The following is a 22,091-nucleotide window of genomic DNA, read 5'->3' on the forward strand; positions in this document are numbered from 1 at the left end:
ATCTAATTATAGTGTCAGTTCCAACTGTTTATCCAGCTTCTTTTTTTGGGAGTTATTTTGCTAGGATTCTTTAGCAAAATTTGTGATAATAAGACAAATAAAAAAGTGAGGTGTGGAGGTTGAGAGATGGAACATATTGGGCTGAAAAATTAAGGAATAGAGAAATTAGTTTCCCCGAATTGCTGTCTTCTATCGAAGAAAAGGCCCAGAAACAAAATCCAGTATTAAATGCCTTCGTTTCTACGATGGAACGGGATGCACTCGTTGAATATCAAGAACAAAAAGAACTATTAACAAAACCCTTTGCTGGATTACCGATTCCATTAAAAATGTTGGGACAAGAAAAAAAGGGTTGGTTGAGTACCTCAGGGTCACGGCTTTTTTTAGAAAACCATGCGAATCAAACGAGCGATTATACGAAACAGCTAATTAAAAATGGCTTGATTCCTTTTGCTCAAACCAATGCGCCAGAATTTGGTTTTAAGAATATCACTGATGCAAAAATTTATGGGCCTGCTAGAAATCCATGGAATTTAGATTATTTTTCTGGTGGTTCAAGTGGTGGTGCTGCGAGTGCTGTTGCGGCAGGAATTGTTCCGATTGCAGGTGCGAGTGATGGCGGCGGATCGATTCGGATCCCAGCCTCCTTCTGCGGCTTGATTGGATTGAAACCGAGTCGTGGAACCATGCCTGTCGGTCCTAATGGAATGCGCGGATGGCAAGGGGCGGCAATCGATTTTGCGTTGACTGTTTCAATGCGTGATACGGAGAAACTTTTTTATGGGATGCGTGGAATTGATTCCAGTGCCCCGTATCAATCTACCCCTAATGAGTGGCAACATAGGAAAGCCGCTCAGCAAAGTAAATTGAAAATAGCTATGTTGATTGAATCGCCAATTGGTTCAAGCGTTTCTCCTGAAGCAGCCAATGCTGTAGAAAAAGCGGCTGATTTTTTAGTCAATCAAGGTCACGAGATTCAATTGATTTCTTATCCGTTTGATGGCAAACAGTTAATCCATAGTTATTATCTAATGAACGGGGCTGAAACCGCTGCAATGTTTACTGGAATTGAAAAAGGACTTACACGACCAGCCGAAAAACATGATATGGAATTGATGACGTGGGGAATTTATCAGTATGGTAAAAAAATTCCAGCAAGTCATTATATTGACGCTTTGAATTTTTGGGATACGGTGACAATAAAAATGGAAAAACTTTTCCGAGAATATGATTTATTATTGACGCCTACAGCAGCAACGACGGCACCAAAAATAAAAGAAGATTTGCAAAGTGATGAGATTCGTGATGGTTTGGAAGTAGCGACTAATTTATCGGAAAAGGAATTAGCCAGTCTAATCGATCGAATGTTTGATAAAAGTTTACAGATCACACCTTATACGCAGTTAGCTAATTTAACTGGGCAACCAGCGATTTCTCTACCTACGTATGTTACTAAAAAAGGTTTGCCGTTAGGAATCCAATTCATGGCTGCTAGAGGTCGAGAAGATTTATTGTTTCAAGTTGGACAGCTATTTGAACAGGGATATGGGTTTCAATTACCGGAATATTATCGATAATCATAAAAAGAAAAAAGATCGACAAACGACTTGTCGATCTTTATTATTTAAAACTAGATTAGACTAGTTTTTTGGCTTTTTCAGTATTAGCAAAATGAAGTTTTGCATATTTTGCCAATAAATCGATACCGCCTTTACGAAGAAGCTGGGCCGCTAATTCATCTGAAGGTTTTCCTGCACCAGAAGGGACTTTTACTCCTAATTCTAAAGAGGCTTGGTCCAATTCTTCCAAGAAGCTGGCACGAGAAATAATAGAAGCCGCAGCAACTGACAGATGATATTGCTCACCTTTAGTGATAAAATAAATTTTTTCATTTACAGCTTTGGCTTCTTGTTTGACATATTTCATGTAATTCGCTTCTGAAGTAAATTGATCAATCAAGATTGCTTCGGGTTTTGTTGGAGCAATATCGGCTAATAACAAGCGAATCGCTTGATTATGTAAAGCAACTTTCATTCGAACGGCGTTGTATTTTGGTTGGATCTCATTGTATTTTTCAGGATTAACAATGAGTAAGCGATAAGGGATTAAGTCTTTGAGTGCTACAGCCATTTGTCGAATCTGCGGGTCGGTCAACATTTTTGAATCTTTGATCCCTAATTGTTTCAGTGTAGCTAAATGATCTTTATCAGCAAAAGCCGCACATACACATAGCGGGCCAAAATAGCTGCCATTTCCGACTTCATCGCTGCCTAAAACAGCTAGTGAAGCAAAATTTTTAGGCAAACTACTGGTAGGGGCTTGCTTTGAACTTGAAGCAGCTGGATTGCCCCAACGAGCCGCTTCTTGTTCCGCATTGTTACCTTGAAACAAGACTTTTCCTGAGGTATAAGCAGTGATATTTGTTCCATTTTTTTTAGCAGAAAATTCACTGTATGGAACTTTTTTACTAGACAGATAATCGGTATAATAGGCTTTTAATTTTTGAATTTCAGTTTTGGATAATTTTAAGACAGCTGAACTCATCGTTTCTCTCTTTTCTTTAAGTTATTTACTTTTGGCTAATCAAAGTTGTACATACGTTAGGTTTTAGCATATAATATATTAGTATTTTTAGTCGCATCGTATTTTGTAAAAAATGTTTTAGAAAGGTTGATCAATATGGCGCAAAATCGTTATAAGGCCATCGTTGCCGGTCAAACTTATACTATCATTGGACAAGAATCCAAGCAACACATGGATATGGTTACTGCCTTGATCAATGAACAGTTAAATGAGATCATGTCCCTATCGCCAGAAATCACAGAAGAAAAAGCCGCGATATTATTAGCCATTAATGCTGTTTCAGACCAGTTGAAGAAGCAAGAAGCATTAATGAAGTTAGAGAAACAACAAACGACATTGGATGGGCAGGCTGCACATAATTTAGAGTTAGAAAATCGTATTAAAAAAATTGAAGCGATTGAAGCAGAAGCAAAAGAAATTATGCGTAAAAATGGAAAAGCGGATGTACCGATTCGTAATCATGTCGAAGCCCAACAGATTGTCAACGAAAACCGCAAACGTGAGATCCAAAAAAGAGCGGCAAACAAATAAGTGAGGGAAACTATGTTAACATTGATAATTTTATTTGCATTATTGCTGTCCTTTTATTTAGGATACCGTAGAGGTCTGGCCTATCAATTGGTATTTACCGTTGGGTATGTCCTTTCATTTATTGTTGCGTGGGTATTTTACCAACGTTTGGGAGCTGGCTTAGATTTGTTTGTTCCGTATCCATCTGTGACCAGCGAATCAAAAATGATTTACTATTCAGTTGAAAAAGCTTTTAATTTGGATCAAGCCTTTTATGCTGGGGTTGCTTTTGTTTTGATTTTGGCAGTTGGCTGGTTGATCACTCATTTTATTGCGATTTTTTTCAAAAATTTATTGTTTGCAACAATCCTACCGCAATATGACGGCATTGTTGCAGGTGTGATTCAACTATTCGTCTGCTATGTAGCGATTTTCTTGATTTTGAAATTGGTTAGTTTTGTACCGATGGTCTTGATTCAAAATCAACTAGAAGGTAGTTGGCTAGCTCGGATGATCATTGAGCATTCGTTGATTTTGAGCCCAGTGTTTGACAATTTATGGGTAACGAAAATTATTGGATAGAGCAAAAACCGAGACGCTGTTTGACAGGTTTCGGTTTATTTATTTATAGAAGGTGAAAAAATGAATGAACGTATTCTAAAAACATTGGAATTTGAACAAGTAAAGAAAATGATTCAACAGTATTTGACAACTGAACAAGGCGAAGAAGAAATCCGTCAACTTGTCCCTTCTAAGGATCAGGCAACGGTCCAAGCTTGGCTTGAAGAGACCGAAGATGGGATCAAAGTTCAACGGTTGCGTGGCGGCTTACCGATTCCTAAATTAAATAATATTAAACCGCACATGAAGCGAATCGAAATTGGGGCAAACCTAAACGGCTTAGAGTTAGCGGAAGTCTCACGGGTTCTTTCTACCACGAGTGAATTGGTTCGTTTTATTGAAGATTTGAAAGATAGCGAATTAGAATTTCAACGTTTATATTTTTGGGAAGAGCAATTAACAACGTTACCTGAGTTAAGTGGAAAACTCCGTCGTTCGATTGAAGAAGATGGCCGAGTACGAGATGAAGCTTCAGTGGAACTACGGACTATTCGAAGCCAAATTCGTCGTAGTGAACAAACGATTCGGGAACAATTAGATGGATTGATTCGTGGAAAAAATGCAAAATATTTAAGCGATAGTTTGATTACCATGCGTAATGATCGCTATGTAATTCCAGTTAAGCAAGAATATCGCGGAGTCTTTGGTGGTGTGGTCCATGATCAAAGTTCTTCAGGACAAACCTTATTTATGGAACCCAAGCAAATCGTTGAATTGAACAACCGTCTACGTCAACAACAAATCGCTGAACGAACTGAAATCGAGCGAATCTTAGCAGAATTATCCGCCGAATTGGTAGCACCGCGAAAAGATATTTTGCATAATGCGTATGTGTTAGGTCGTTTTGATTTGATGAATGCGAAAGCACGTTTTGCGAAAGCTCTAAAAGCAGTGGTTCCGACAATCAATGCCGAAAATCATGTGTATTTCAAACAAGCGCGTCATCCACTATTAGATCAAGAAAAAGCAGTGGCGAATGATTTGATGATCGGAGAAGAGTTTCAAGCGGTCGTTATCACCGGTCCTAATACTGGGGGTAAGACGATTTCATTAAAAACATTGGGGCTTTTACAATTAATGGGTCAAACAGGTTTTCCATTGCCAGTGGCTGAAGAAAGTGAAATGGGGATTTTTGACGAAGTCTTTGCGGATATCGGTGATGAACAATCAATCGAACAAAGTTTATCGACATTTTCTTCACATATGACTAATATCGTATCAATCTTAGCTAAAATCGATGAACATAGTTTAGTGCTCTTTGATGAACTTGGTGCTGGAACAGATCCGCAAGAAGGGGCAGCTTTAGCGATCGCGATCCTTGATGCAGTCGGGGCTAAATCAGCTTATGTTATGGCAACAACGCATTATCCTGAATTAAAAATCTATGGCTATAATCGTTCAAATACAATTAATGCTAGTATGGAATTCGATGTAGATACCTTAAGCCCGACCTATCGGTTATTGATTGGTGTTCCTGGTCGAAGCAATGCGTTTGAGATCTCTCGTCGTTTGGGATTAGATTCGCTAATCATTGAAAGTGCCAAACAAATTATTGATGAAGAGAGTCAAGACCTGAATGAAATGATTTCTGACTTAGAAAATCAAAGAAAAGCGACCGAGACGGAATATTTAGAAATTCGTCATTATGTTGATGAGTCGGAAAAATTATATCGAGATTTGAAAAATGCTTATACTTATTTCTTTGATGAGCGTGAAAAAGAAATGGAAAAAGCACGTAAAGAAGCCAATACGCTTGTGAGTGATGCGCAAGAAAATGCTGAGAAAATCATCAAAGAAATTCGCCAAATGCAATTAGATGGGCAAGGCCAAGTCAAAGAACATCAATTGATTGATGCGAAATCACAACTTGCGGATTTAAAACAAGATGAACAATTAAAGAAAAACAAAGTGTTACAAAAAGCAAAAGCTAAAAAAATATTCAAACCAAATGATGAAGTAATTGTCGAAACGTATGGACAACGTGGAACATTGATCAAAAAAGTCGGCGATAGTGACTGGCAAGTTCAATTAGGTATTTTAAAAATGACGGTTGCGGAAGAAGATATGACGTTAACAAAACCAATCGAAGAGCCAAAACAACGAGTTGTCACGGGTGTTCAAAGAGGTGCAAGCGCACGAGTAAAACCAGAATTGGATCTGCGGGGCAAACGTTATGAAGAAGCCTTAGCAGAAGTGGATCAATATATTGATGCGGCCTTATTGGCGAACTTTGCGCAAGTTCGAATCATCCACGGCAAAGGTACAGGGGCTTTAAGAAGTGGTATTACTGAGTATCTAAAAAATAATCGCAATGTGAAAAATTTTGAATTTGCACCAGCAAATCAAGGCGGAAGCGGTGCTACAGTCGTGACTTTCAAATAGTTTACAAGTGTAAGCAGAAGAGTAGCGCTGAGACAAAGAGCGTGCTATACTACTTTTAGTAAGAATTAGATGACTTCGGAGCAAGCCTTTGAAGTGAATATAGGAGGAATACACATGTCACAAGTAGTTACTGATAAAACTTTTAGCGAAGAAACGGATAACGGACTTGTATTGATTGACTTTTGGGCAACTTGGTGTGGCCCTTGTCGCATGCAAGCACCAATTTTAGAACAATTATCTGAAGAATACGATGAAGATGAATTCCGCGTCGTTAAAATGGACGTTGATGAAAATCCCGAAACACCTGCTTCATTTGGTATCATGAGCATTCCAACACTTGTTTTAAAGAAAGATGGACAAGTTGTTGACAAAGTAATTGGTGTTCATACAAAAGATCAATTAAAAGAGCTAATCCAAGCTCACATGTAAGAATGGCGGATGGGTGTGACGGATGTCACACCCATCTTTTGTTGATTGATCACTTTAAGGCAATTGAAAGAGATAAAAAAGAGCGAATGAATGCGTTCAACGCTCTTTTTAGCAGAAGGGAAGCAAGGTATGAACGAACGGATTAAAAATAAGTTAGCGTTGCTGCCAGATCAGCCAGGCTGTTATTTGATGAAGGATAAAAATGGAACGATCATTTATGTTGGGAAGGCCAAAATTTTAAAAAATCGAGTTCGTTCTTACTTTACAGGCAGTCACAATACGAAGACTGAGCGTTTAGTCAGTGAAATCGTGGATTTTGAATACATTGTCACTGAATCAAATATCGAAGCGTTATTACTGGAAATAAATTTGATCAAAAAAAATGATCCTAAATATAATATTATGTTAAAGGATGATAAGACCTATCCTTTTTTAAAAATCACGAATGAAAAGTATCCACGTTTGATGATCACACGAAAAGTATTGAAGGATAAAGCGTTGTATTTTGGTCCCTATCCAGATGTCAATGCAGCCAATGAAACAAAGAAATTATTGGATCGGCTATTTCTGTTGAGAAAATGCAAACCTTCGCAAAAGACGCCTTGTTTGTATTATCATTTAGGTCAGTGTTTATGTCCTTATGCGTTTGATGTCGATCCGCAAGTCTATAAAGATATGGTGGAAGAAATCAAATCTTTTTTAAATGGTGGGCATACAGAGATCCAAGATCAGCTTAAAGAAAAAATGAATCAAGCAGCAGCTGACATGGAATTTGAAAAGGCGGCTGAATATCGTGATCAAATCCGCGCCATCGAAACGGTTATGACGAAACAAAAAATGACCAATACCGATCTAGTGGACCGTGATATTTTCGGATATGCAACTGATAAAGGTTGGATGTGTGTTCAAGTCTTCTTTGTTCGCCAAGGTAAATTAATCGAGCGGGATGTCTCGATGTTTCCATTTTATAATGATGCAGAAGAAGATTTTCTAACTTATATTGGGCAATTCTATCAAGAAAATGAACACTTTATTCCTAGAGAAGTGTTGATACCAGATAATATTGATAAACCCAGTGTTGAAGCCTTGTTAGAAACAAAGGTGATTCAACCGCAGCGCGGCGACAAGCGAAAATTAGTGAAGCTTGCTGGCAAAAATGCTCAAGTAGCGTTAAATGAAAAATTTGATTTGATTGGTCGCAGTGAGGCACGGACGATCGGAGCGGTTGAAAAATTGGGTGATGCCATGAATATTCCAGCGCCGATTCGTATCGAAGCTTTTGATAATTCCAATATCATGGGAACAGATCCCGTATCTGCAATGGTCGTATTCATCGATGGCAAACCCGCAAAAAAAGAATACCGAAAATATAAGATTAAAACCGTCAAGGGTCCGGATGATTATGCGTCGATGCGGGAAGTCATTTATCGACGGTACTCCAGAGTCTTAAAAGAAGGATTACCATTTCCTGATTTGATCGTGATCGATGGTGGGAAAGGCCAAGTCGATGTGGCAAAAGATGTGTTAGCCAATCAACTAGGGATTGATATTCCAATTGCTGGGTTAGCTAAAAATGATAAGCATAAAACGAGTGAATTACTGTATGGCCCAGAACTAAGTGTCGTACCATTAGAACGTAATTCTCAAGAATTCTTTTTACTACAGCGAATCCAAGATGAAGTCCATCGCTTTGCGATCACTTTCCATCGGCAGCTAAGAAGCAAAAATAGTTTTGCATCAAAACTAGATAATATTGATGGGCTAGGACCAAAACGTAAAAAAATGTTGTTGAAAGAATTCAAGTCACTAAAAAATATTCAAGAAGCTTCGATCGAAGAATTACAAAAAGTTGGACTGCCAAAATCAGTAGCTGAAAGTACGCACAATCAGTTGCAACAGAAATAATGTATAGTTTCCTTTACAATAAAAGTAAAGGATGCTATACTTTTTTTATCTTAAAATGTAAAGTTAACTATACATAAGGGAGTGATCCATTGCAAAATAGAATTCAAAAATTACGCAAAGAACGTAGACTCACTCAAAGTGAACTTGCAGAAAAATTAGAAGTGACTCGTCAAACGATTATTTCATTAGAAAATGGGCGCTACAATGCTTCCTTGATTTTAGCGTATAAGATTGCGCGATTATTTGATTTAAAAATTGAAGATATTTTTATTTTTGAAGGGGAGGATGACTAATGCAAGAGTTATCAAAACAAGATCAGAAATATTTAAAAAGTTTAAAACGACGAAATCATTATTATTTAATAGCAGCACTTATTTTAGTCGCTTGTTTGGCAATACTATTTTTAGGAACAAGTTATTATGAATTAAAAATCAATCAGCGCGCATCAGATTATTTAAGCGGTTTTTTATTAGCCATTGCGGCAGTCCTGTTTATTTACGTGATTCGTAATCGAAAGTTGATCAAAGATCCTAAATTGATAAAAAGAGAGCGAATAAAAAATTCGGATGAACGCAATGTAGAAATCATGAAAAAATCATTGCAATTCACAAGTTATTTCATGATGATCACACTGGTGTTAACGAGCGTTATAGGTAGTTTTTTATCTGAAGCTATCATGCAAATGGCCAGTTTATTGATAGCTCTATTTTTTATTAGCTACTTACTATGTTATCTTTATTTTAAGAAAAGGCTTTAATGTATTATTGGTATAGTGGGGAATTTTTAGGTCATAAACAATCAAAGGAGTGAGTGGATGTTACAGGTAGAGCATTTAAGTAAAAGTTTTGGTTCGTATAAAGCATTAGATGATATGAACTTTACGATCGAAGATGGGAAAATATTAGGGTTGATTGGTCAAAATGGTGCGGGGAAAACAACGACTTTTCGTCTGATTTTGGATTTTTTATCAAAGGATGCCGGCAGTGTTTTGTGGAATGGACATCCACTGTCAGGTAAAGATTATAATACGATTGGTTATCTACCCGAAGAACGCGGTCTTTATCCAAAAGTGACGATCGAGAATCAATTACTCTTTTTTGCTTCACTTAGAGGAAAAAAGAAACAAGAAATTGAACCAAAGATTGATGAATGGATGGATAAATTTCAAGTCAAAGGGAAGAAAACAGACAAAGTAAAATCTCTTTCAAAAGGGAATCAGCAGAAAGTTCAATTGATCTCAACACTAATTCATGAGCCTAAATTAGTGATTTTGGATGAACCCTTTAGTGGATTGGATCCAGTCAATGCAGAACTATTGAAAAATGGGATTATTGAACTAAAAGAGAAAGGTTCTTGTGTCATTTTCTCTAGTCATAATATGGACAATGTTGAAAAAATTTGTGACCACTTGATTATGCTACGTAATGGTGAGACTGTCTTAAATGGAAAAGTCCATGCTATCAGAGAATCCTTTGGTCGTAGTAAATTATATTTGGATGCTTCTTTGAGTAAATCAGAATTGGAAGCTTTTACTGGGGTTGAAAAAGTAGTGGAAAAAAAAGATGGCAGTTTTGATCTCACGTTGAATGATCCATCTGCAGGCAAAGAAATTTTTGAACAAGCAACCAAAGATGGCTATATCCCGATGTTCAATCAACAGCCGCCGACTCTCGAAGAAATTTTTAAATGGAAAGTAGGTGGCACACATGGATAAGATGGGAATTATTGTTAAAGATGTCTACAAAAAAAATGTCAAGTCAGCTGCTTTTTTAATCATGATTTTAGCACCTTTCTTAGTCATGGGTATTTTTTATCTATCGCAGCATTTCTTTGGCGATGCAAATGATATCAATAACATCGGAATTGTTAGTAATCAATCATCCGTAGCCGAAGAATTGGTAAAAACAAAAAACAAAGATTATTCCTTTACAGTCATTTCGAGCGAGAAGGTAGCCCAAAGTCAATTAGAAGATAAAAAAGTAGATGCTTATCTAACGTTAAAGCTGGGACAAGAAAAAGTTACGGGAAAGCTTTATAGTAAAGCTGCTTTAGGAACTTCAACCGAAACGCAATTGCAGCAGATACTAAACAATTTGCAAGCATCTATGCGAGCGAGTCAATTAAATCTAACAACCGCACAAGTTCAAAAAGTCATGGAGCCGGCCACTTTTGAATCGAATAAAGTCACTTTTGAACATGGAAAGATGCAAAGTGACGGCGGAGATTCAAGTATCCAATTTGTTCTTAGTTTTTTAACAACGATCATTATGTTTGTATTCATCATGAGTTATTCTTCGATTATCGCTCAAGAGATTGCTTCAGAAAAAGGGACCCGAATCATGGAAGTTTTACTGTCCAGTATGAAAGCTAAGACCCATTATTATGGGAAATTAGTAGCCGTCTTACTAGTAGCACTGACCCAATTACTAATTTACGGTCTGGCATTAGTCATAGGTTATCGGCAATTCAAAGATTTTCCGATGGTCAAAGAGTTCATGAACAACGTGTCAATCAAAAGTTTATTAGGGAGCAATGTAGTTATTATTATGGCCTTTATGTTGATTGGGATCTTTTTATACGCGGTCTTGTCTGCGCTTTGTGGTTCGTTAGTTAGTAAGCCGGAAGATACAGCTAAAGCTATTCAGCCAGTTATGTATCTTTCAATGATCGGATATATGTTAGGGTTAATATTAGGTGCTTCTGATCCAACCAATATTATTATTAAAGTCACGTCCTATATTCCATTTTTATCTTCTTACAGTATGCCGTTACGACTAGCGTCTAATACTGCAGGAACTTCTAGCGCATTGATCTCATTAGTTGTGTTGATCGTCTTTACAGTGTTATTGACTATTTTTTCTGCTCAGCTTTATAAATCAAATGTTTTAGTTTATAGCGAAGGTGGTACGTTCAGTGCATTGAAGCAGTCGATTTCTATCATGAGGAATGATCGTAAAAAGGGCTAAACAAATCATTTGACCAACGAAGGAATGTCTCTCACAATAGAAGTTGTAACACAAACTGCAAGAGGAGGAACTTTGATGGATACAACGAAAAAATTAGCAAATGGAATCGAAATGCCTCGACTAGGTTTAGGTGTTTGGCGAGTAGAAGAAAATGATGCGACAAATTCAGTTAAATGGGCAATCGAAAATGGTTATCATTTGATTGATACCGCTGCAGTATACAAAAATGAAAAAGGTGTTGGTGAAGGGATTCGTCAATCAGGTATCAAACGTGAAGACCTATTTGTCACAACCAAACTTTGGAATGCGGATCAAGGATATGAATCAGCATTGAAAGCTTTTGATGCCAGTTTAGAACGCTTAGGTTTGGATTATGTGGATCTTTACTTGATTCATTGGCCAGTGGAAGGAAAATTCAATGATTCTTGGCGTGCAATGGAAGAAATCTATGAAAGTGGCCGTGCTAAAGCTATAGGTGTCTCTAATTTCCACCAACATCATATCGAAAAATTAATGACGACGGCTAAAATCAAACCCATGGTCGATCAAATCGAATTGCATCCAACCTTCACGCAAGAACCGTTACGTGAATATCTAGCGCAAGAAGGAATTGCTGTAGAAGCGTGGTCGCCACTGGGCCAAGGTAAGATTTTAGAGAATTCTACTTTAGTTGAAATTGGGCAAAAGCATAACAAATCAGCTGCTCAAGTAATCATTCGTTGGCATTTACAAAGTGACATCATTGTTATTCCAAAATCCGTCCACGAAGAACGGATCAAAGAAAATTTTGATGTATTTGATTTTGAATTAAGCTCCGAAGAAATGAAACAAATCGATGGATTGAATATCAATGAACGCCTTGGAGGCGATCCAGACAATTTTAATTTTTAGCAAATTTAAAAGTACTTGTAGTGAATCCCTGATTGATTCACTACAAGTACTTTTTTATTTATTTTTTATCTTTAACAAAATGAATGTTTTTGATTTTTTAGTTGTTTATAAAAAAGCGAGTAGTGACAAAATTATGCTAATATTTTTGAAAAAGGAGAAAGTCCACTGAATAGTTTGTTGGTAAAAATCCATTCTTTCGTTTAGGGTGCGCCATTGATTTAGGGATTGGAACTGGAAACATCGTTGGCGTAGCTACAGCAATAGTAGTGAGTGGTCAGGGAACATTATTTTGGTTAGAGATCGCTGGCTTTTTAAGGGAGGGCTATAAAATATGCGGAAGGCTTATTAGCCGTAAAATATCGAAGTTTGATGAGCATGGGAACGCATTAGGCGGACCATTTTATTACAGCGAAAATGGTTTGGGAGAACGCTTTCGTTGGCTTATTTTGGATTGGGGTTTTCGCTCAAATCAACGGAATCCTTTTAGCAGTAGAAAAATTTCCGATCCAAATGAAATGTATGCGATTTCTTTGCCTAACAATAAGTATTCCTAGGCATTGATCATCACTGGAATACTAGTCACTGGACTCGTTGTGATTGTATTGATCGTAATATATAAAAAGGAATTGCTTGAGGAACTTTTTCAAAAGAAGCTGGTCTCAGTTAAAAACAAGATCTTTCGACTCTGGATAAAGAATAAAAAACTGACATGAAGAAGCTCATGACAGTTTTTACTGATTTAATACTATTCAAAGTCTTGTACAAAATAATCAAATAGGCGTTGTTCTTTCGGATCGTTCTTATGCGTCAATTCGGGGTGCCATTGGACACCGAGAATTTTGTGGCTACGATCGCGACTTTCAACCGCTTCGATGATTCCATCCGCTGACCAAGCAATCGGTACTAGACTTTCTGCCAAATCTTTCAATGCTTGGTGATGATAAGAGTTGACCTGATTTTTTTCTCCTAAAATTCCAGCTAGGGTTGAATCCCCCTTAACTGTAACAGAGTGTAAGCCAAAATCGGGAACAGTCGGAAACATATCGTGTTTGACTGTCCAATTTTCATAGTCTGATAAATCTTGATATAGGGTGCCACCTAAAGTCACGTTTAGTAACTGGGTACCACGGCAAATTGTAAAAATGGGTTTGTTTTGTTTGATGGCTTCTTTGATCAAAGCCATTTCAAAAGTATCACGTTCCATACTTGTTGCGCCCAATTTCGGATCAGGTTCTTCACCATACAAAATCGGGGAGACATCTTGTCCACCGGCTAATAATAACTTATCGATAGTTGCTATATACGTGCTAGCTAGTTCTGGATCACTGATGGGTAATAGAACCGGAACCCCTCCAGCTTGATGGATTCCATCGATAAATCCTTGAGGGCTGTAAGTAAACTGTTGATCAAAAAAATCTTGATTCTTTTGATAATGCTGACTTGCTGCGATACCAATAATTGCTTTTGTCAAAAAGGCCACCTCTTTATTTGATTTAATCGTTACGTTGTTAGGCTTAAATATGAATACTAAAAATCTTTCATACTTCTTTCTTATCATAGTTGCCAAAGTATAGCAAGAATTGCGCTACGCGTTAAAACCAAGAACCTATCTAGCTGAAAAATTTATGATCGAAGGAAAGAATTTTAATTGTTTGAAGGTTTAGTGTGATGTCAAAAAATTATACTTTTAAATAAGATAAAACCAAAATTTGTTTATGTAGAACGAAAGATCCACTTTTCAGATCTAACCACTTTTGAATTTTAGGTCTTTTTTTTAGTTAGCGTATTTGTTACACTGAAAAAGAGATTTTTATAAATTACAATGGTTGGGCGCAAGCTTCAAGGATCATGTTCTTCAAGGGGTGAGAAGAACGGTCTAAGAGCTTGCGCTCTTTTTGTATCAAAAAGGGAGGGTTTATGTGTTAGAAGCTTTGGAAAAAATAAAAATAGCAGAAGAACAAAATGAATTAAAGAAAGAATCTTTGCAGAGAGAATTAGCCGCATATGAAACAGATAAAAAACAAGAGTTACAGGTAAGAAAAAATCAATTGAAAGAAGAATTTTCTAGCATGGTTAATACTCAAACACACAGTTTAGCGCAATCTTTGGAAGTAAAAAAACAAAAATTTGCTGAGACAGCCGATATAGAAATTAACCAGATGGAGGAAAATTATTCAGTAAAACAAGCACAGATGATTCAAATGATAATCGAAAGGGTGATCATAGAATATGGCAGTCAGTAAAATGAGTAAACTGACGTTGATTGCCCAACAAGGGTATAGCGAAGAAATACTTTCAGCAATCCAAGGATTTCAAGGGGTGGAAATTCGAGATCTCTTTCAACAAACAGTCAGTAATGAATGGGTAGCGGATTATTTTAATGAGCTAAAACCTTTAACTAGTCAGACTGAATTGGCAAAAATTGAAGATCAGTTGAAGCAGATAGATGAGGCCATTCGCTTTATCGAACATCATGGCAGTAGTAAGGAAAAAGGGCTCCATTTAAAACGTCGACAAGCGACACTACAAGTGTTGGAAGGAACATTTGATGAGACGAATTTTTTAGCTGAGCTAACAAACATTCAGAATTTAGAAAAAGATTTTTTTAGGATTGAAGCAAAAAGACTAGCCTTACAAGAAGAAGAGAATCTCTTACAAAAATGGCAATCCTTAGATTTTGTACCAAAGAACTATTCACTCCGTTCAATCGAGATTTTTTTAGGTAGCAGCGATTCTGAAGTATGGAGCCAATTCGAGTGCCAAGTTAAAACGCAACAAATTTATTATGAAGCGATTTATAGCGATGATCAAAGAGTTCATTTTGTAATGCTGTATCTGCGAGAAAAAAAAGAACCCGTTCAGGAGTTAATTCAGCAATTTAGCATCGATCGATTTCATTATGACTTGCCTATATTACCTAAAGAAAAATTGACAGAAATCCAAAAAGCATTATTTGAATTAATTGATGAACAGAAGCTTTTGGTTCGGTTGATTGGGCAGAAAAAAATCATGATTGAAAAATTAGAGTTAGCAGAAGAAGTTTTGTTAGCTAAAAAAAATCGTTGGCTAATTTATCATCGTTTTATTAAAAATGAGCGCGTCTTTCTTTTGCAAGGTTGGGTAGAAACAGAAACGTTCGAAGCCTTAAAAATTTTTATAGGAGAATTAGTGGGTCAAGAGAACTTCTATCTGGAATTTGAAGCACCAACAAAAACTGAAATCAGTGAAGAAGTTCCAACGAAGTTAAAAAATAATCGATTTGTCCGTCCGTTCGAGTTGTTGACGGAAATGTATAGTTTGCCAAAATATCACGAGGTCGATCCAACACCTTGGTTCATGCCTTTCTATTTTGTGTTTTTCGGTATGATGGTAGCTGATGCAGGTTACGGGGCATTGATGTTAGTTGCGACTACTATCGCATTACGCGCGGTACTGCCACGGGGAACGGAACGATTTATGCACTTTTTCCAAATCTTAGCTGTACCAACGATTTTATGGGGCTTGATTTATAACTCTTTTTTTGGTTTTTCACTTAGTTATCAGCCCCTCCTTTCTACTAGCGATGACGTAATCAGTATTTTGATCCTATCAATCATTTTTGGCGTTATTCAAATTTTTATGGGGTTAGGCTTAGCTGCTCGAGAAAACATCAAAGCTAAAAATTATCTTGGAGCTATCTCAGACGGCTTTGCGTGGCAAGGAATCATGGTCGGCGCCATTATTGGCGGTCTAGGAAAAATGTTTATGAACAGTCATTCCCTCTTTATGCTTGGTGGTATCCTCGCCGGATTCAGCGCATTGATGATCATGATTACGCCGATGATTCAAGCAAAATCAAAGATTCAAGGACTTGCTTCTGGTGCCTATAAACTTTACGGAATCACAGGGTACATTGGAGATTTGGTTAGCTATACTCGTTTGATGGCGCTTGGAATTTCTGGTGGTAGTATAGCTGCTGCTTTTAATATGTTAGTGAGCTATATGCCGCCAGTTGCTCGATTTAGTGTGGGGATTTTACTAATGGTGTTACTACATGGATTGAATATCTTTTTATCTTTATTGTCAGCTTACGTTCATGGTGCACGCTTACAGTACGTGGAATTTTTCGGTAAATTTTATGAAGGCGGCGGTCGGGCTTTCCGTCCATTAAAAACGGAAGAAAAATATGTAAATATCAAACAAGAAAAATAATTGGAGGAATTTTAAACAATGACGGAGTATTTGATTAACAACAGTGGTGGGATTATTTTTGCAATTTTAGGAATGGCAACAGCAACCATTTTTTCTGGAATTGGTTCGTCTAAGGGAGTCGGTATGACTGGTGAAGCTGCTGCAGCTCTGACAACTAGTCAACCAGAAAAATTTGGCCAAGCATTGATATTACAGTTATTACCCGGTACTCAAGGACTTTATGGGTTCGTTATTGCTTTCTTGATTTTTACAAATTTATCAAATGATCTTTCTGTTGTTCAAGGTTTAGGTTATTTAGGAGCAGCCTTGCCGATCGCTTTTACAGGACTATTCTCAGGGATCGCTCAAGGGCGAGTTGCTGCAGCAGGGATTCAAATTTTGGCGAAAAAACCTGAACATTCAACAAAAGGGATTATCTATGCAGCGATGGTTGAAACTTATGCCATTTTAGGTTTCGTTATTTCATTCTTATTAGTCGGACAAGTTTAAACAAATAATTTCGACTGAAGATCAACTTTATTTTTAGTTTGAAAAACGAAGAGGTAAAAGGAGTTTTTTGATGGAAGCAATTGAGAAGATAGTTGAGCAATTGAATCAACAAGGTGAGTTAGAACGTCAGCAATTAAAACAAGCAGAAATTACTCGGATCGACCAAACTTATCAAGCAGAATTACAGGAAATAGAAGAAGATCATCAAAAACGCTTAGAAAAGAGAATAGTGGAATTAAAAAATAGCTATAAGCAAAACAGCAATCGTCTTAACGTCTCGCAAAAACAAGTGATTCTTAACCATAAACAGGCAATTCTAGAACGAATTTTTAATGAAACAATCCTGGAAATGGAAAAAATTCCAAGGATAAACCAACATGAATTTGCGCACAACGCCTTATCGGGACTGAAATTATCTGGTGAATGGGTTTTTAGTGTGGGTGAAAAATCGACAAGTATTTTTAATGAACAGTGGTTAGACCAACAAAATGAAGTACTTCCCTACCGATTAGTAAGGGGAGCTAAAATTTCAGGTCAAGCGGGATTTTTGCTAGACAAAGCAGGTGTACAATATAACTTCCTTTATCAAAGTTTGATAAGAGAGCTTCAATTAAGAGAAAGTTTCCAATTCGCTCAAAGGCTTTTTGAATAGGAGGGGATAGAATGAAGCAAATGACGTACCATGAATTAAATCCGTTAATACGTTTGAAAGAAATGGAATTACTAACATCTGAGCAAATGTCACAGATGTTAGAAGCGGCTGATTTAAAAACAGTAGAAGGGATCCTTAGTGGAACAAGCTATGGAATCTATCTAACAGTAGATTTTCCTGATAATTTTGAAAAAATATTTGAACAAGCAGAGTCAGATTTATTTACGGAGCTAGTTCCATTGGTTCCGGATCCAAATGTAATTTGGATCTATACCATGCGTTCGACTTTTCATAATCTTAAGGCCCTAATCAAAGCAGAATTATTAAAGCAAAATTTTGATGAACTTTATCTTTTCGATGGCTTTTACTCGTTAGAAAAAATAAAAACGGCGATTCGGAATGGTCGGGCGACTGGATTACCTGAGTGTTTACTTGAAAGTATTCAGGAAGTGCGGGAGCATTTTGAAGAGTCCAATAGTTTACAAGGAATCGATATTATTTTGGATCGTAATTATCTATCTTGTCAACGAGAACTAGCAGAGCAAATCGGAGAACCTGAATTGTTAGCAGAAGTCATCAGTTTTATTGATTTTACCAATATTTTAATGACAGCACGAGGAATCAAACAAAAAAGAACCCGTAATTTTATGTCGACTGTTTTATCTAGTCAAGGTAGTATTCCCAAAGTAGAATTATTGTCTTATATAGAAACTAGTTTAGAACAACTAACAGACTATTTACGTTCAACTGACTATGGTGAAATGATTGTGACGATTGTTCAAGAAACTAGTTTAGATTTAACACAGTTAGAACGAGTATGTGATGATTATTTGACCAAATTTTATGAAGCTGCTCAAACCCAAGCATTTGGTCCGTTACCTGTATTAGCCTTGTTAAATGCGAAAGCAATCGAAATGAAGAATTTACGATTGATTATTACGGGAAAACAAGTTGGTCTATCAACAAAACAGATTAGAGAGAGGATGCGTGTGATCTATGGCACATAGGATTGGTGCAATTGGTGATAAGGACTCTGTCTTGCCTTTCAAGCTTTTTGCTTTTGATCTATTTACACTGAAAGATAAAAAATTGATCCGTCAAAAAATTGAAGAGATGGCTCAGAAAGAATACGGAATTATTTATATTACAGAAGAGTTTGCTCAACTTATTCCAGACACGATCAAGCGTTATGAGGAGAAAATGATTCCTGCAATCATCCTTATTCCTAATCACCAAGGAACTTTGGGAATTGGTAAATCAATGATTCAAAAACAAGTTGAACGAGCAGTCGGACAGAATATTTTATAAAGGAGTTAATGACTTGCAAGAAGGTAGAATAATAAAAGTTTCTGGTCCCTTAGTATTGGCAGAAAAAATGGATCATGCAGCTATTCAAGATATTTGTTATGTAGGAGATCTGGGCGTTATCGGCGAGATCATCGAAATGCGTGGCGATGTTGCGTCAATTCAGGTGTATGAGGAAACGGCTGGAATTGGTCCAGGAGAACCTGTTAAAACAACTGGTCAAGCTCTTTCGGTTGAATTAGCACCAGGAATCATTTCTCAAATGTTTGATGGGATTCAACGACCGTTAGATATGTTTAAAGAACAAACAAACAGTAATTTTTTGAGTCGAGGAGTTCAGATCCCGGCTTTAGACCATAAAAAAAAATGGTGGTTTGAAGCGATCATCGCAGTGGGGAGTTCTATATCAGCAGGCGATGTTGTGGGAACGGTCCAAGAAACTACGATTATTACACATAAAATCATGGTGCCAAATGGTATCAAAGGAACACTGAAAAAAGTTACTTCTGGAGAATTTACAATCGATGAAATTGTGTATGTCATTGAAACTGATTCTGGGGTACAAGGATTTTCGATGCTTCAAAAATGGCCAGTTCGAAGAGGACGTCCAGTAGCTGAAAAATTAAATCCGGAAGCCCCTATGATTACTGGTCAACGGGTCATCGATACTTTTTTTCCAGTTGTAAAAGGTGGAGCAGCAGCTGTTCCGGGCCCATTTGGTGCTGGAAAAACTGTTGTTCAACATCAGATTGCGAAATGGGCGGATGTGGATTTAGTTGTTTATGTAGGATGTGGAGAACGTGGAAATGAAATGACTGATGTATTGAATGAATTTCCTGAATTGATCGATCCAAAGACGGGAGAGTCTTTGATGGAGCGAACAATCTTGATTGCCAATACTTCTAATATGCCGGTGGCAGCTCGAGAGGCCTCGATTTATACGGGAATCACGATTGCCGAATATTTTCGGGACATGGGATATAATATCGCAATCATGGCAGATTCTACTTCACGTTGGGCAGAAGCTTTACGAGAAATGAGTGGACGTTTGGAAGAAATGCCAGGTGATGAAGGATACCCAGCTTATTTAGGTAGTCGCTTAGCTGAATATTATGAGCGTTCCGGTCGAGTAGTTGCTTTAGGACGCGATAGGCGGGAAGGATCCATTACAGCTATCAGTGCCGTGTCACCATCAGGCGGAGATACTTCTGAACCAGTGACTCAAAATACGTTGCGTGTTGTAAAAGTATTTTGGGGACTAAGTGCTACATTAGCGCAACAACGCCATTTTCCATCCATTGATTGGTTACAAAGCTATTCGTTGTATTCTTCTGAGATTGGTAAATATTTGGATAATGAGTTGCAAACAAACTGGTCAAAAATGGTTAGTGAAGGCATGAAAATATTGCAAAAAGAATCCGAGTTGAATGAAATTGTCCGTCTAGTCGGAATCGATTCTTTATCAGAAAAAGATCGATTAACTTTGGAAGTCGCTAAATCTTTACGAGAAGATTATTTACAGCAAAATGCATTCGATGATGTTGATACGTTTACTTCTCGCGAAAAGCAATTCAAAATGATTACTAATATCTTAACGTTCAATCGAGAATGCCAGCAAGCATTAGAGTTAGGATCGTATCTAAAAGAGTTGATAGAAGGTACTGTTAGTTTACGTGATCGAATCGCTCGGAGTAAATATGTTCCGGAATCGGAATTAGAAAAATTAGATCAAATCAATTTGGATATTGTGACTGAGATTCGAGCAATTGTTGCTGAAGGAGGAATGACCAATGATTAAAGAATATAAAACAATCAATGAAGTAGTCGGACCTTTGATGGCAATTGATCGAGTTGAGGGAATTAAATACGAAGAATTACTTGAGATTCGTTTGAGTAACGGGGAATTACGCCGTGGGCAAGTATTAGAAATTCACGAAGATAAAGCCTTAGTTCAAATTTTTGAAGGAACCAGTGGGATCAATTTGAAAGAATCGACAGCCCGTTTCCTAGGTCATCCTTTGGAACTAGCTGTTTCTGAAGATATGGTCGGTCGGGTATTTGATGGTTTGGGTCGTCCAAAAGATGGTGGGCCAGAAATTCTAGCTGAAAAAAAGCTCGATATTAATGGAGAAGTTATCAATCCGGTTTCACGAGATTATCCGGATGAATTTATTCAAACAGGCATTTCTGCAATCGATCATTTGAATACCTTGGTCCGTGGTCAGAAGTTACCTGTCTTTTCTGGTTTTGGACTGCCACATAAAGAGTTAGCAGCTCAAATTGCTCGGCAAGCCACTGTATTGAATCAAGAAGATGATTTTGCGGTGGTATTTGCCGGCATCGGAATTACTTTTGAAGAAGCGGAATTCTTTATGGAGGATTTTCGTCAAACTGGGGCCATCGATCGTTCGGTAGTCTTTATGAATTTAGCGAATGACCCGGCAATCGAACGAATCGCCACTCCCAGAATGGCCTTGACAACTGCTGAATATTTGGCGTACGAAAAAGGAATGCATGTCTTAGTTATTATGACGGATATGACAAATTATTGTGAAGCCTTGCGAGAAATTTCAGCGGCACGTCGAGAAGTTCCCGGTCGTCGGGGCTATCCGGGCTACCTATACACTAATTTAGCAACTTTGTATGAACGAGCCGGACGGATTCGGGGACTAAAAGGTTCAGTTACACAGATTCCGATTTTGACGATGCCCGAAGATGATAAAACACATCCCATTCCTGATTTAACGGGTTATATTACGGAAGGTCAAATTATTTTATCTCGCGAATTGGATAAAAATGGGATTCAGCCGCCGATCGACGTGTTACCATCTCTTTCTCGCTTAAAAGATAAAGGTACCGGTGAAGGCAAAACACGGAAAGATCACGCACCGACGATGAATCAATTATTTGCGGCTTATGCTCAAGGAAAACAAGCAAAAGAGTTAGCGATAGTATTAGGAGAATCTGCTCTGTCTGATACGGATAAAATCTATGCTAAATTTGCTGAACGCTTTGAAGAAGAATATGTCAATCAAGGATTCTATGAAAATCGCTCGATAGATGAAACATTAGATCTTGGATGGAAGTTATTGATGATGTTGCCACGCACAGAATTGAAACGAATCAAAGACGAAATGTTGGATGAGCATTTGACAGAAGGTATTTAA

At 37.5% G+C, this 22,091-nt stretch carries 22 protein-coding genes and 1 other annotated feature; of the genes, 20 read left to right on the forward strand and 2 right to left on the reverse strand.

Annotated features, from left to right (window positions below):
* Positions 1-119 precede the first annotated feature (119 nt).
* Positions 120-1,577: an amidase gene (locus tag RV04_RS10725; RefSeq protein WP_071858465.1), complete on the forward strand. Its 1,458-nt coding sequence runs from the start codon at positions 120-122 to the stop codon at positions 1,575-1,577.
* A gap of 58 nt (positions 1,578-1,635) precedes the next feature.
* Here the strand turns inward: RV04_RS10725 and rnhC are convergent, their stop codons facing one another.
* A complete protein-coding gene (gene rnhC / locus RV04_RS10730) occupies positions 1,636-2,544 on the reverse strand; it encodes a ribonuclease HIII (RefSeq protein ID WP_071858466.1) in 909 nt (302 codons plus the stop codon).
* 135 nt (positions 2,545-2,679) lie between these two features.
* Between rnhC and zapA the strand changes: the two genes are divergently transcribed.
* The 11 genes from zapA to RV04_RS13685 all read left to right on the forward strand — a co-directional run bounded on the left by zapA (position 2,680) and on the right by RV04_RS13685 (position 12,841).
* The gene (zapA, locus tag RV04_RS10735; RefSeq protein WP_071858467.1) at positions 2,680-3,114 is read left to right on the forward strand and encodes a cell division protein ZapA; all 435 of its coding nucleotides are present in this window, start codon (positions 2,680-2,682) and stop codon (positions 3,112-3,114) included.
* A 12-nt stretch (positions 3,115-3,126) separates the two neighbouring features.
* Positions 3,127-3,675, forward strand: a complete 549-nt coding sequence (locus tag RV04_RS10740) for a CvpA family protein (RefSeq protein ID WP_071858468.1) — start codon at positions 3,127-3,129, stop codon at positions 3,673-3,675.
* A 60-nt stretch (positions 3,676-3,735) separates the two neighbouring features.
* Positions 3,736-6,096 (forward strand): endonuclease MutS2, encoded by a 2,361-nt coding sequence (locus RV04_RS10745; protein ID WP_071858469.1) that lies wholly within the window; start codon positions 3,736-3,738, stop codon positions 6,094-6,096.
* A gap of 114 nt (positions 6,097-6,210) precedes the next feature.
* Positions 6,211-6,525 carry a thioredoxin gene (gene trxA, locus RV04_RS10750; protein ID WP_071858470.1) on the forward strand — a complete coding sequence of 105 codons (315 nt, stop codon included), beginning with the start codon at positions 6,211-6,213 and terminating at the stop codon, positions 6,523-6,525.
* A 129-nt stretch (positions 6,526-6,654) separates the two neighbouring features.
* Positions 6,655-8,430, forward strand: a complete 1,776-nt coding sequence (uvrC, locus tag RV04_RS10755) for an excinuclease ABC subunit UvrC (RefSeq protein WP_071858527.1) — start codon at positions 6,655-6,657, stop codon at positions 8,428-8,430.
* Positions 8,431-8,519: 89 nt separating this feature from the next.
* Positions 8,520-8,723, forward strand: coding sequence for a helix-turn-helix transcriptional regulator (locus tag RV04_RS10760; protein WP_071858471.1), 204 nt, complete (start codon positions 8,520-8,522; stop codon positions 8,721-8,723).
* Positions 8,723-9,187, forward strand: a complete 465-nt coding sequence (locus RV04_RS10765) for a DUF2178 domain-containing protein (RefSeq protein WP_071858472.1) — start codon at positions 8,723-8,725, stop codon at positions 9,185-9,187. Before RV04_RS10760 ends, RV04_RS10765 begins: the two co-directional genes overlap by 1 nt.
* A gap of 57 nt (positions 9,188-9,244) precedes the next feature.
* Positions 9,245-10,144, forward strand: coding sequence for an ABC transporter ATP-binding protein (locus RV04_RS10770; RefSeq protein WP_071858473.1), 900 nt, complete (start codon positions 9,245-9,247; stop codon positions 10,142-10,144).
* Positions 10,137-11,396 carry an ABC transporter permease gene (locus RV04_RS10775; protein WP_071858474.1) on the forward strand — a complete coding sequence of 420 codons (1,260 nt, stop codon included), beginning with the start codon at positions 10,137-10,139 and terminating at the stop codon, positions 11,394-11,396. The genes RV04_RS10770 and RV04_RS10775 overlap by 8 nt, the downstream gene beginning before the upstream one ends.
* Positions 11,397-11,471: 75 nt before the next feature.
* On the forward strand, positions 11,472-12,287 hold the full coding sequence (locus RV04_RS10780) for an aldo/keto reductase (RefSeq protein WP_071858475.1): 816 nt from the start codon (positions 11,472-11,474) through the stop codon (positions 12,285-12,287).
* Between the two features lie 212 nt (positions 12,288-12,499).
* Positions 12,500-12,841, forward strand: a complete 342-nt coding sequence (locus RV04_RS13685) for an alanine:cation symporter family protein (protein WP_084405619.1) — start codon at positions 12,500-12,502, stop codon at positions 12,839-12,841.
* A 191-nt stretch (positions 12,842-13,032) separates the two neighbouring features.
* Here the strand turns inward: RV04_RS13685 and RV04_RS10790 are convergent, their stop codons facing one another.
* Positions 13,033-13,758, reverse strand: a complete 726-nt coding sequence (locus tag RV04_RS10790; protein ID WP_071858477.1) for a gamma-glutamyl-gamma-aminobutyrate hydrolase family protein — start codon at positions 13,756-13,758, stop codon at positions 13,033-13,035.
* Between the two features lie 353 nt (positions 13,759-14,111).
* Positions 14,112-14,159, forward strand: a sequence feature (sodium ion sensor (DUF1646 type); this cis-regulatory element may regulate processes involved in with the transportation of sodium ions).
* Positions 14,160-14,206: 47 nt separating this feature from the next.
* On the opposite strand from RV04_RS10790, the gene RV04_RS10795 reads away from it, so the two are divergent.
* The 8 genes from RV04_RS10795 (at position 14,207) to RV04_RS10830 (ending at position 22,091) form a co-directional block, all read left to right on the forward strand.
* Positions 14,207-14,530: a hypothetical protein gene (locus RV04_RS10795; RefSeq protein ID WP_071858478.1), complete on the forward strand. Its 324-nt coding sequence runs from the start codon at positions 14,207-14,209 to the stop codon at positions 14,528-14,530.
* Positions 14,517-16,478 (forward strand): V-type ATP synthase subunit I, encoded by a 1,962-nt coding sequence (locus RV04_RS10800; protein ID WP_071858479.1) that lies wholly within the window; start codon positions 14,517-14,519, stop codon positions 16,476-16,478. The genes RV04_RS10795 and RV04_RS10800 overlap by 14 nt, the downstream gene beginning before the upstream one ends.
* Positions 16,479-16,496: 18 nt before the next feature.
* Positions 16,497-16,967 (forward strand): V-type ATP synthase subunit K, encoded by a 471-nt coding sequence (locus RV04_RS10805; protein ID WP_071858480.1) that lies wholly within the window; start codon positions 16,497-16,499, stop codon positions 16,965-16,967.
* A 70-nt stretch (positions 16,968-17,037) separates the two neighbouring features.
* Positions 17,038-17,619, forward strand: coding sequence for a hypothetical protein (locus RV04_RS10810; RefSeq protein ID WP_071858481.1), 582 nt, complete (start codon positions 17,038-17,040; stop codon positions 17,617-17,619).
* A 20-nt stretch (positions 17,620-17,639) separates the two neighbouring features.
* On the forward strand, positions 17,640-18,626 hold the full coding sequence (locus RV04_RS10815; RefSeq protein WP_071858528.1) for a V-type ATPase subunit: 987 nt from the start codon (positions 17,640-17,642) through the stop codon (positions 18,624-18,626).
* Complete coding sequence (locus RV04_RS10820; protein ID WP_071858482.1) at positions 18,616-18,927, forward strand: V-type ATP synthase subunit F; 312 nt, start codon at positions 18,616-18,618, stop codon at positions 18,925-18,927. The genes RV04_RS10815 and RV04_RS10820 overlap by 11 nt, the downstream gene beginning before the upstream one ends.
* A 13-nt stretch (positions 18,928-18,940) precedes the next feature.
* On the forward strand, positions 18,941-20,722 hold the full coding sequence (locus RV04_RS10825; RefSeq protein WP_071858483.1) for a V-type ATP synthase subunit A: 1,782 nt from the start codon (positions 18,941-18,943) through the stop codon (positions 20,720-20,722).
* The gene (locus tag RV04_RS10830; protein ID WP_071858484.1) at positions 20,715-22,091 is read left to right on the forward strand and encodes a V-type ATP synthase subunit B; all 1,377 of its coding nucleotides are present in this window, start codon (positions 20,715-20,717) and stop codon (positions 22,089-22,091) included. The genes RV04_RS10825 and RV04_RS10830 overlap by 8 nt, the downstream gene beginning before the upstream one ends.

Origin of the sequence: Enterococcus hermanniensis, assembly GCF_001885945.1 — a bacterium.
Classification (GTDB): Bacteria; Bacillota; Bacilli; order Lactobacillales; family Enterococcaceae; genus Enterococcus_A; species Enterococcus_A hermanniensis.

What these genes read in the sequence shown, in the direction of transcription:
- RV04_RS10830 (WP_071858484.1), top strand. Translation starts at nt 20,715, where the DNA reads ATGATTAAAGAATATAAAACAATCAATGAAGTAGTCGGACCTTTGATG.
- RV04_RS10740 (WP_071858468.1), top strand. Translation starts at nt 3,127, where the DNA reads ATGTTAACATTGATAATTTTATTTGCATTATTGCTGTCCTTTTATTTA.
- RV04_RS10815 (WP_071858528.1), top strand. Translation starts at nt 17,640, where the DNA reads ATGACGTACCATGAATTAAATCCGTTAATACGTTTGAAAGAAATGGAA.
- trxA (WP_071858470.1), top strand. Translation starts at nt 6,211, where the DNA reads ATGTCACAAGTAGTTACTGATAAAACTTTTAGCGAAGAAACGGATAAC.
- uvrC (WP_071858527.1), top strand. Translation starts at nt 6,655, where the DNA reads ATGAACGAACGGATTAAAAATAAGTTAGCGTTGCTGCCAGATCAGCCA.
- RV04_RS10780 (WP_071858475.1), top strand. Translation starts at nt 11,472, where the DNA reads ATGGATACAACGAAAAAATTAGCAAATGGAATCGAAATGCCTCGACTA.
- RV04_RS10775 (WP_071858474.1), top strand. Translation starts at nt 10,137, where the DNA reads ATGGATAAGATGGGAATTATTGTTAAAGATGTCTACAAAAAAAATGTC.
- RV04_RS10745 (WP_071858469.1), top strand. Translation starts at nt 3,736, where the DNA reads ATGAATGAACGTATTCTAAAAACATTGGAATTTGAACAAGTAAAGAAA.
- RV04_RS10805 (WP_071858480.1), top strand. Translation starts at nt 16,497, where the DNA reads ATGACGGAGTATTTGATTAACAACAGTGGTGGGATTATTTTTGCAATT.
- rnhC (WP_071858466.1), bottom strand. Translation starts at nt 2,544, where the DNA reads ATGAGTTCAGCTGTCTTAAAATTATCCAAAACTGAAATTCAAAAATTA.
- zapA (WP_071858467.1), top strand. Translation starts at nt 2,680, where the DNA reads ATGGCGCAAAATCGTTATAAGGCCATCGTTGCCGGTCAAACTTATACT.
- RV04_RS10820 (WP_071858482.1), top strand. Translation starts at nt 18,616, where the DNA reads ATGGCACATAGGATTGGTGCAATTGGTGATAAGGACTCTGTCTTGCCT.
- RV04_RS10800 (WP_071858479.1), top strand. Translation starts at nt 14,517, where the DNA reads ATGGCAGTCAGTAAAATGAGTAAACTGACGTTGATTGCCCAACAAGGG.
- RV04_RS10765 (WP_071858472.1), top strand. Translation starts at nt 8,723, where the DNA reads ATGCAAGAGTTATCAAAACAAGATCAGAAATATTTAAAAAGTTTAAAA.
- RV04_RS10810 (WP_071858481.1), top strand. Translation starts at nt 17,038, where the DNA reads ATGGAAGCAATTGAGAAGATAGTTGAGCAATTGAATCAACAAGGTGAG.
- RV04_RS10770 (WP_071858473.1), top strand. Translation starts at nt 9,245, where the DNA reads ATGTTACAGGTAGAGCATTTAAGTAAAAGTTTTGGTTCGTATAAAGCA.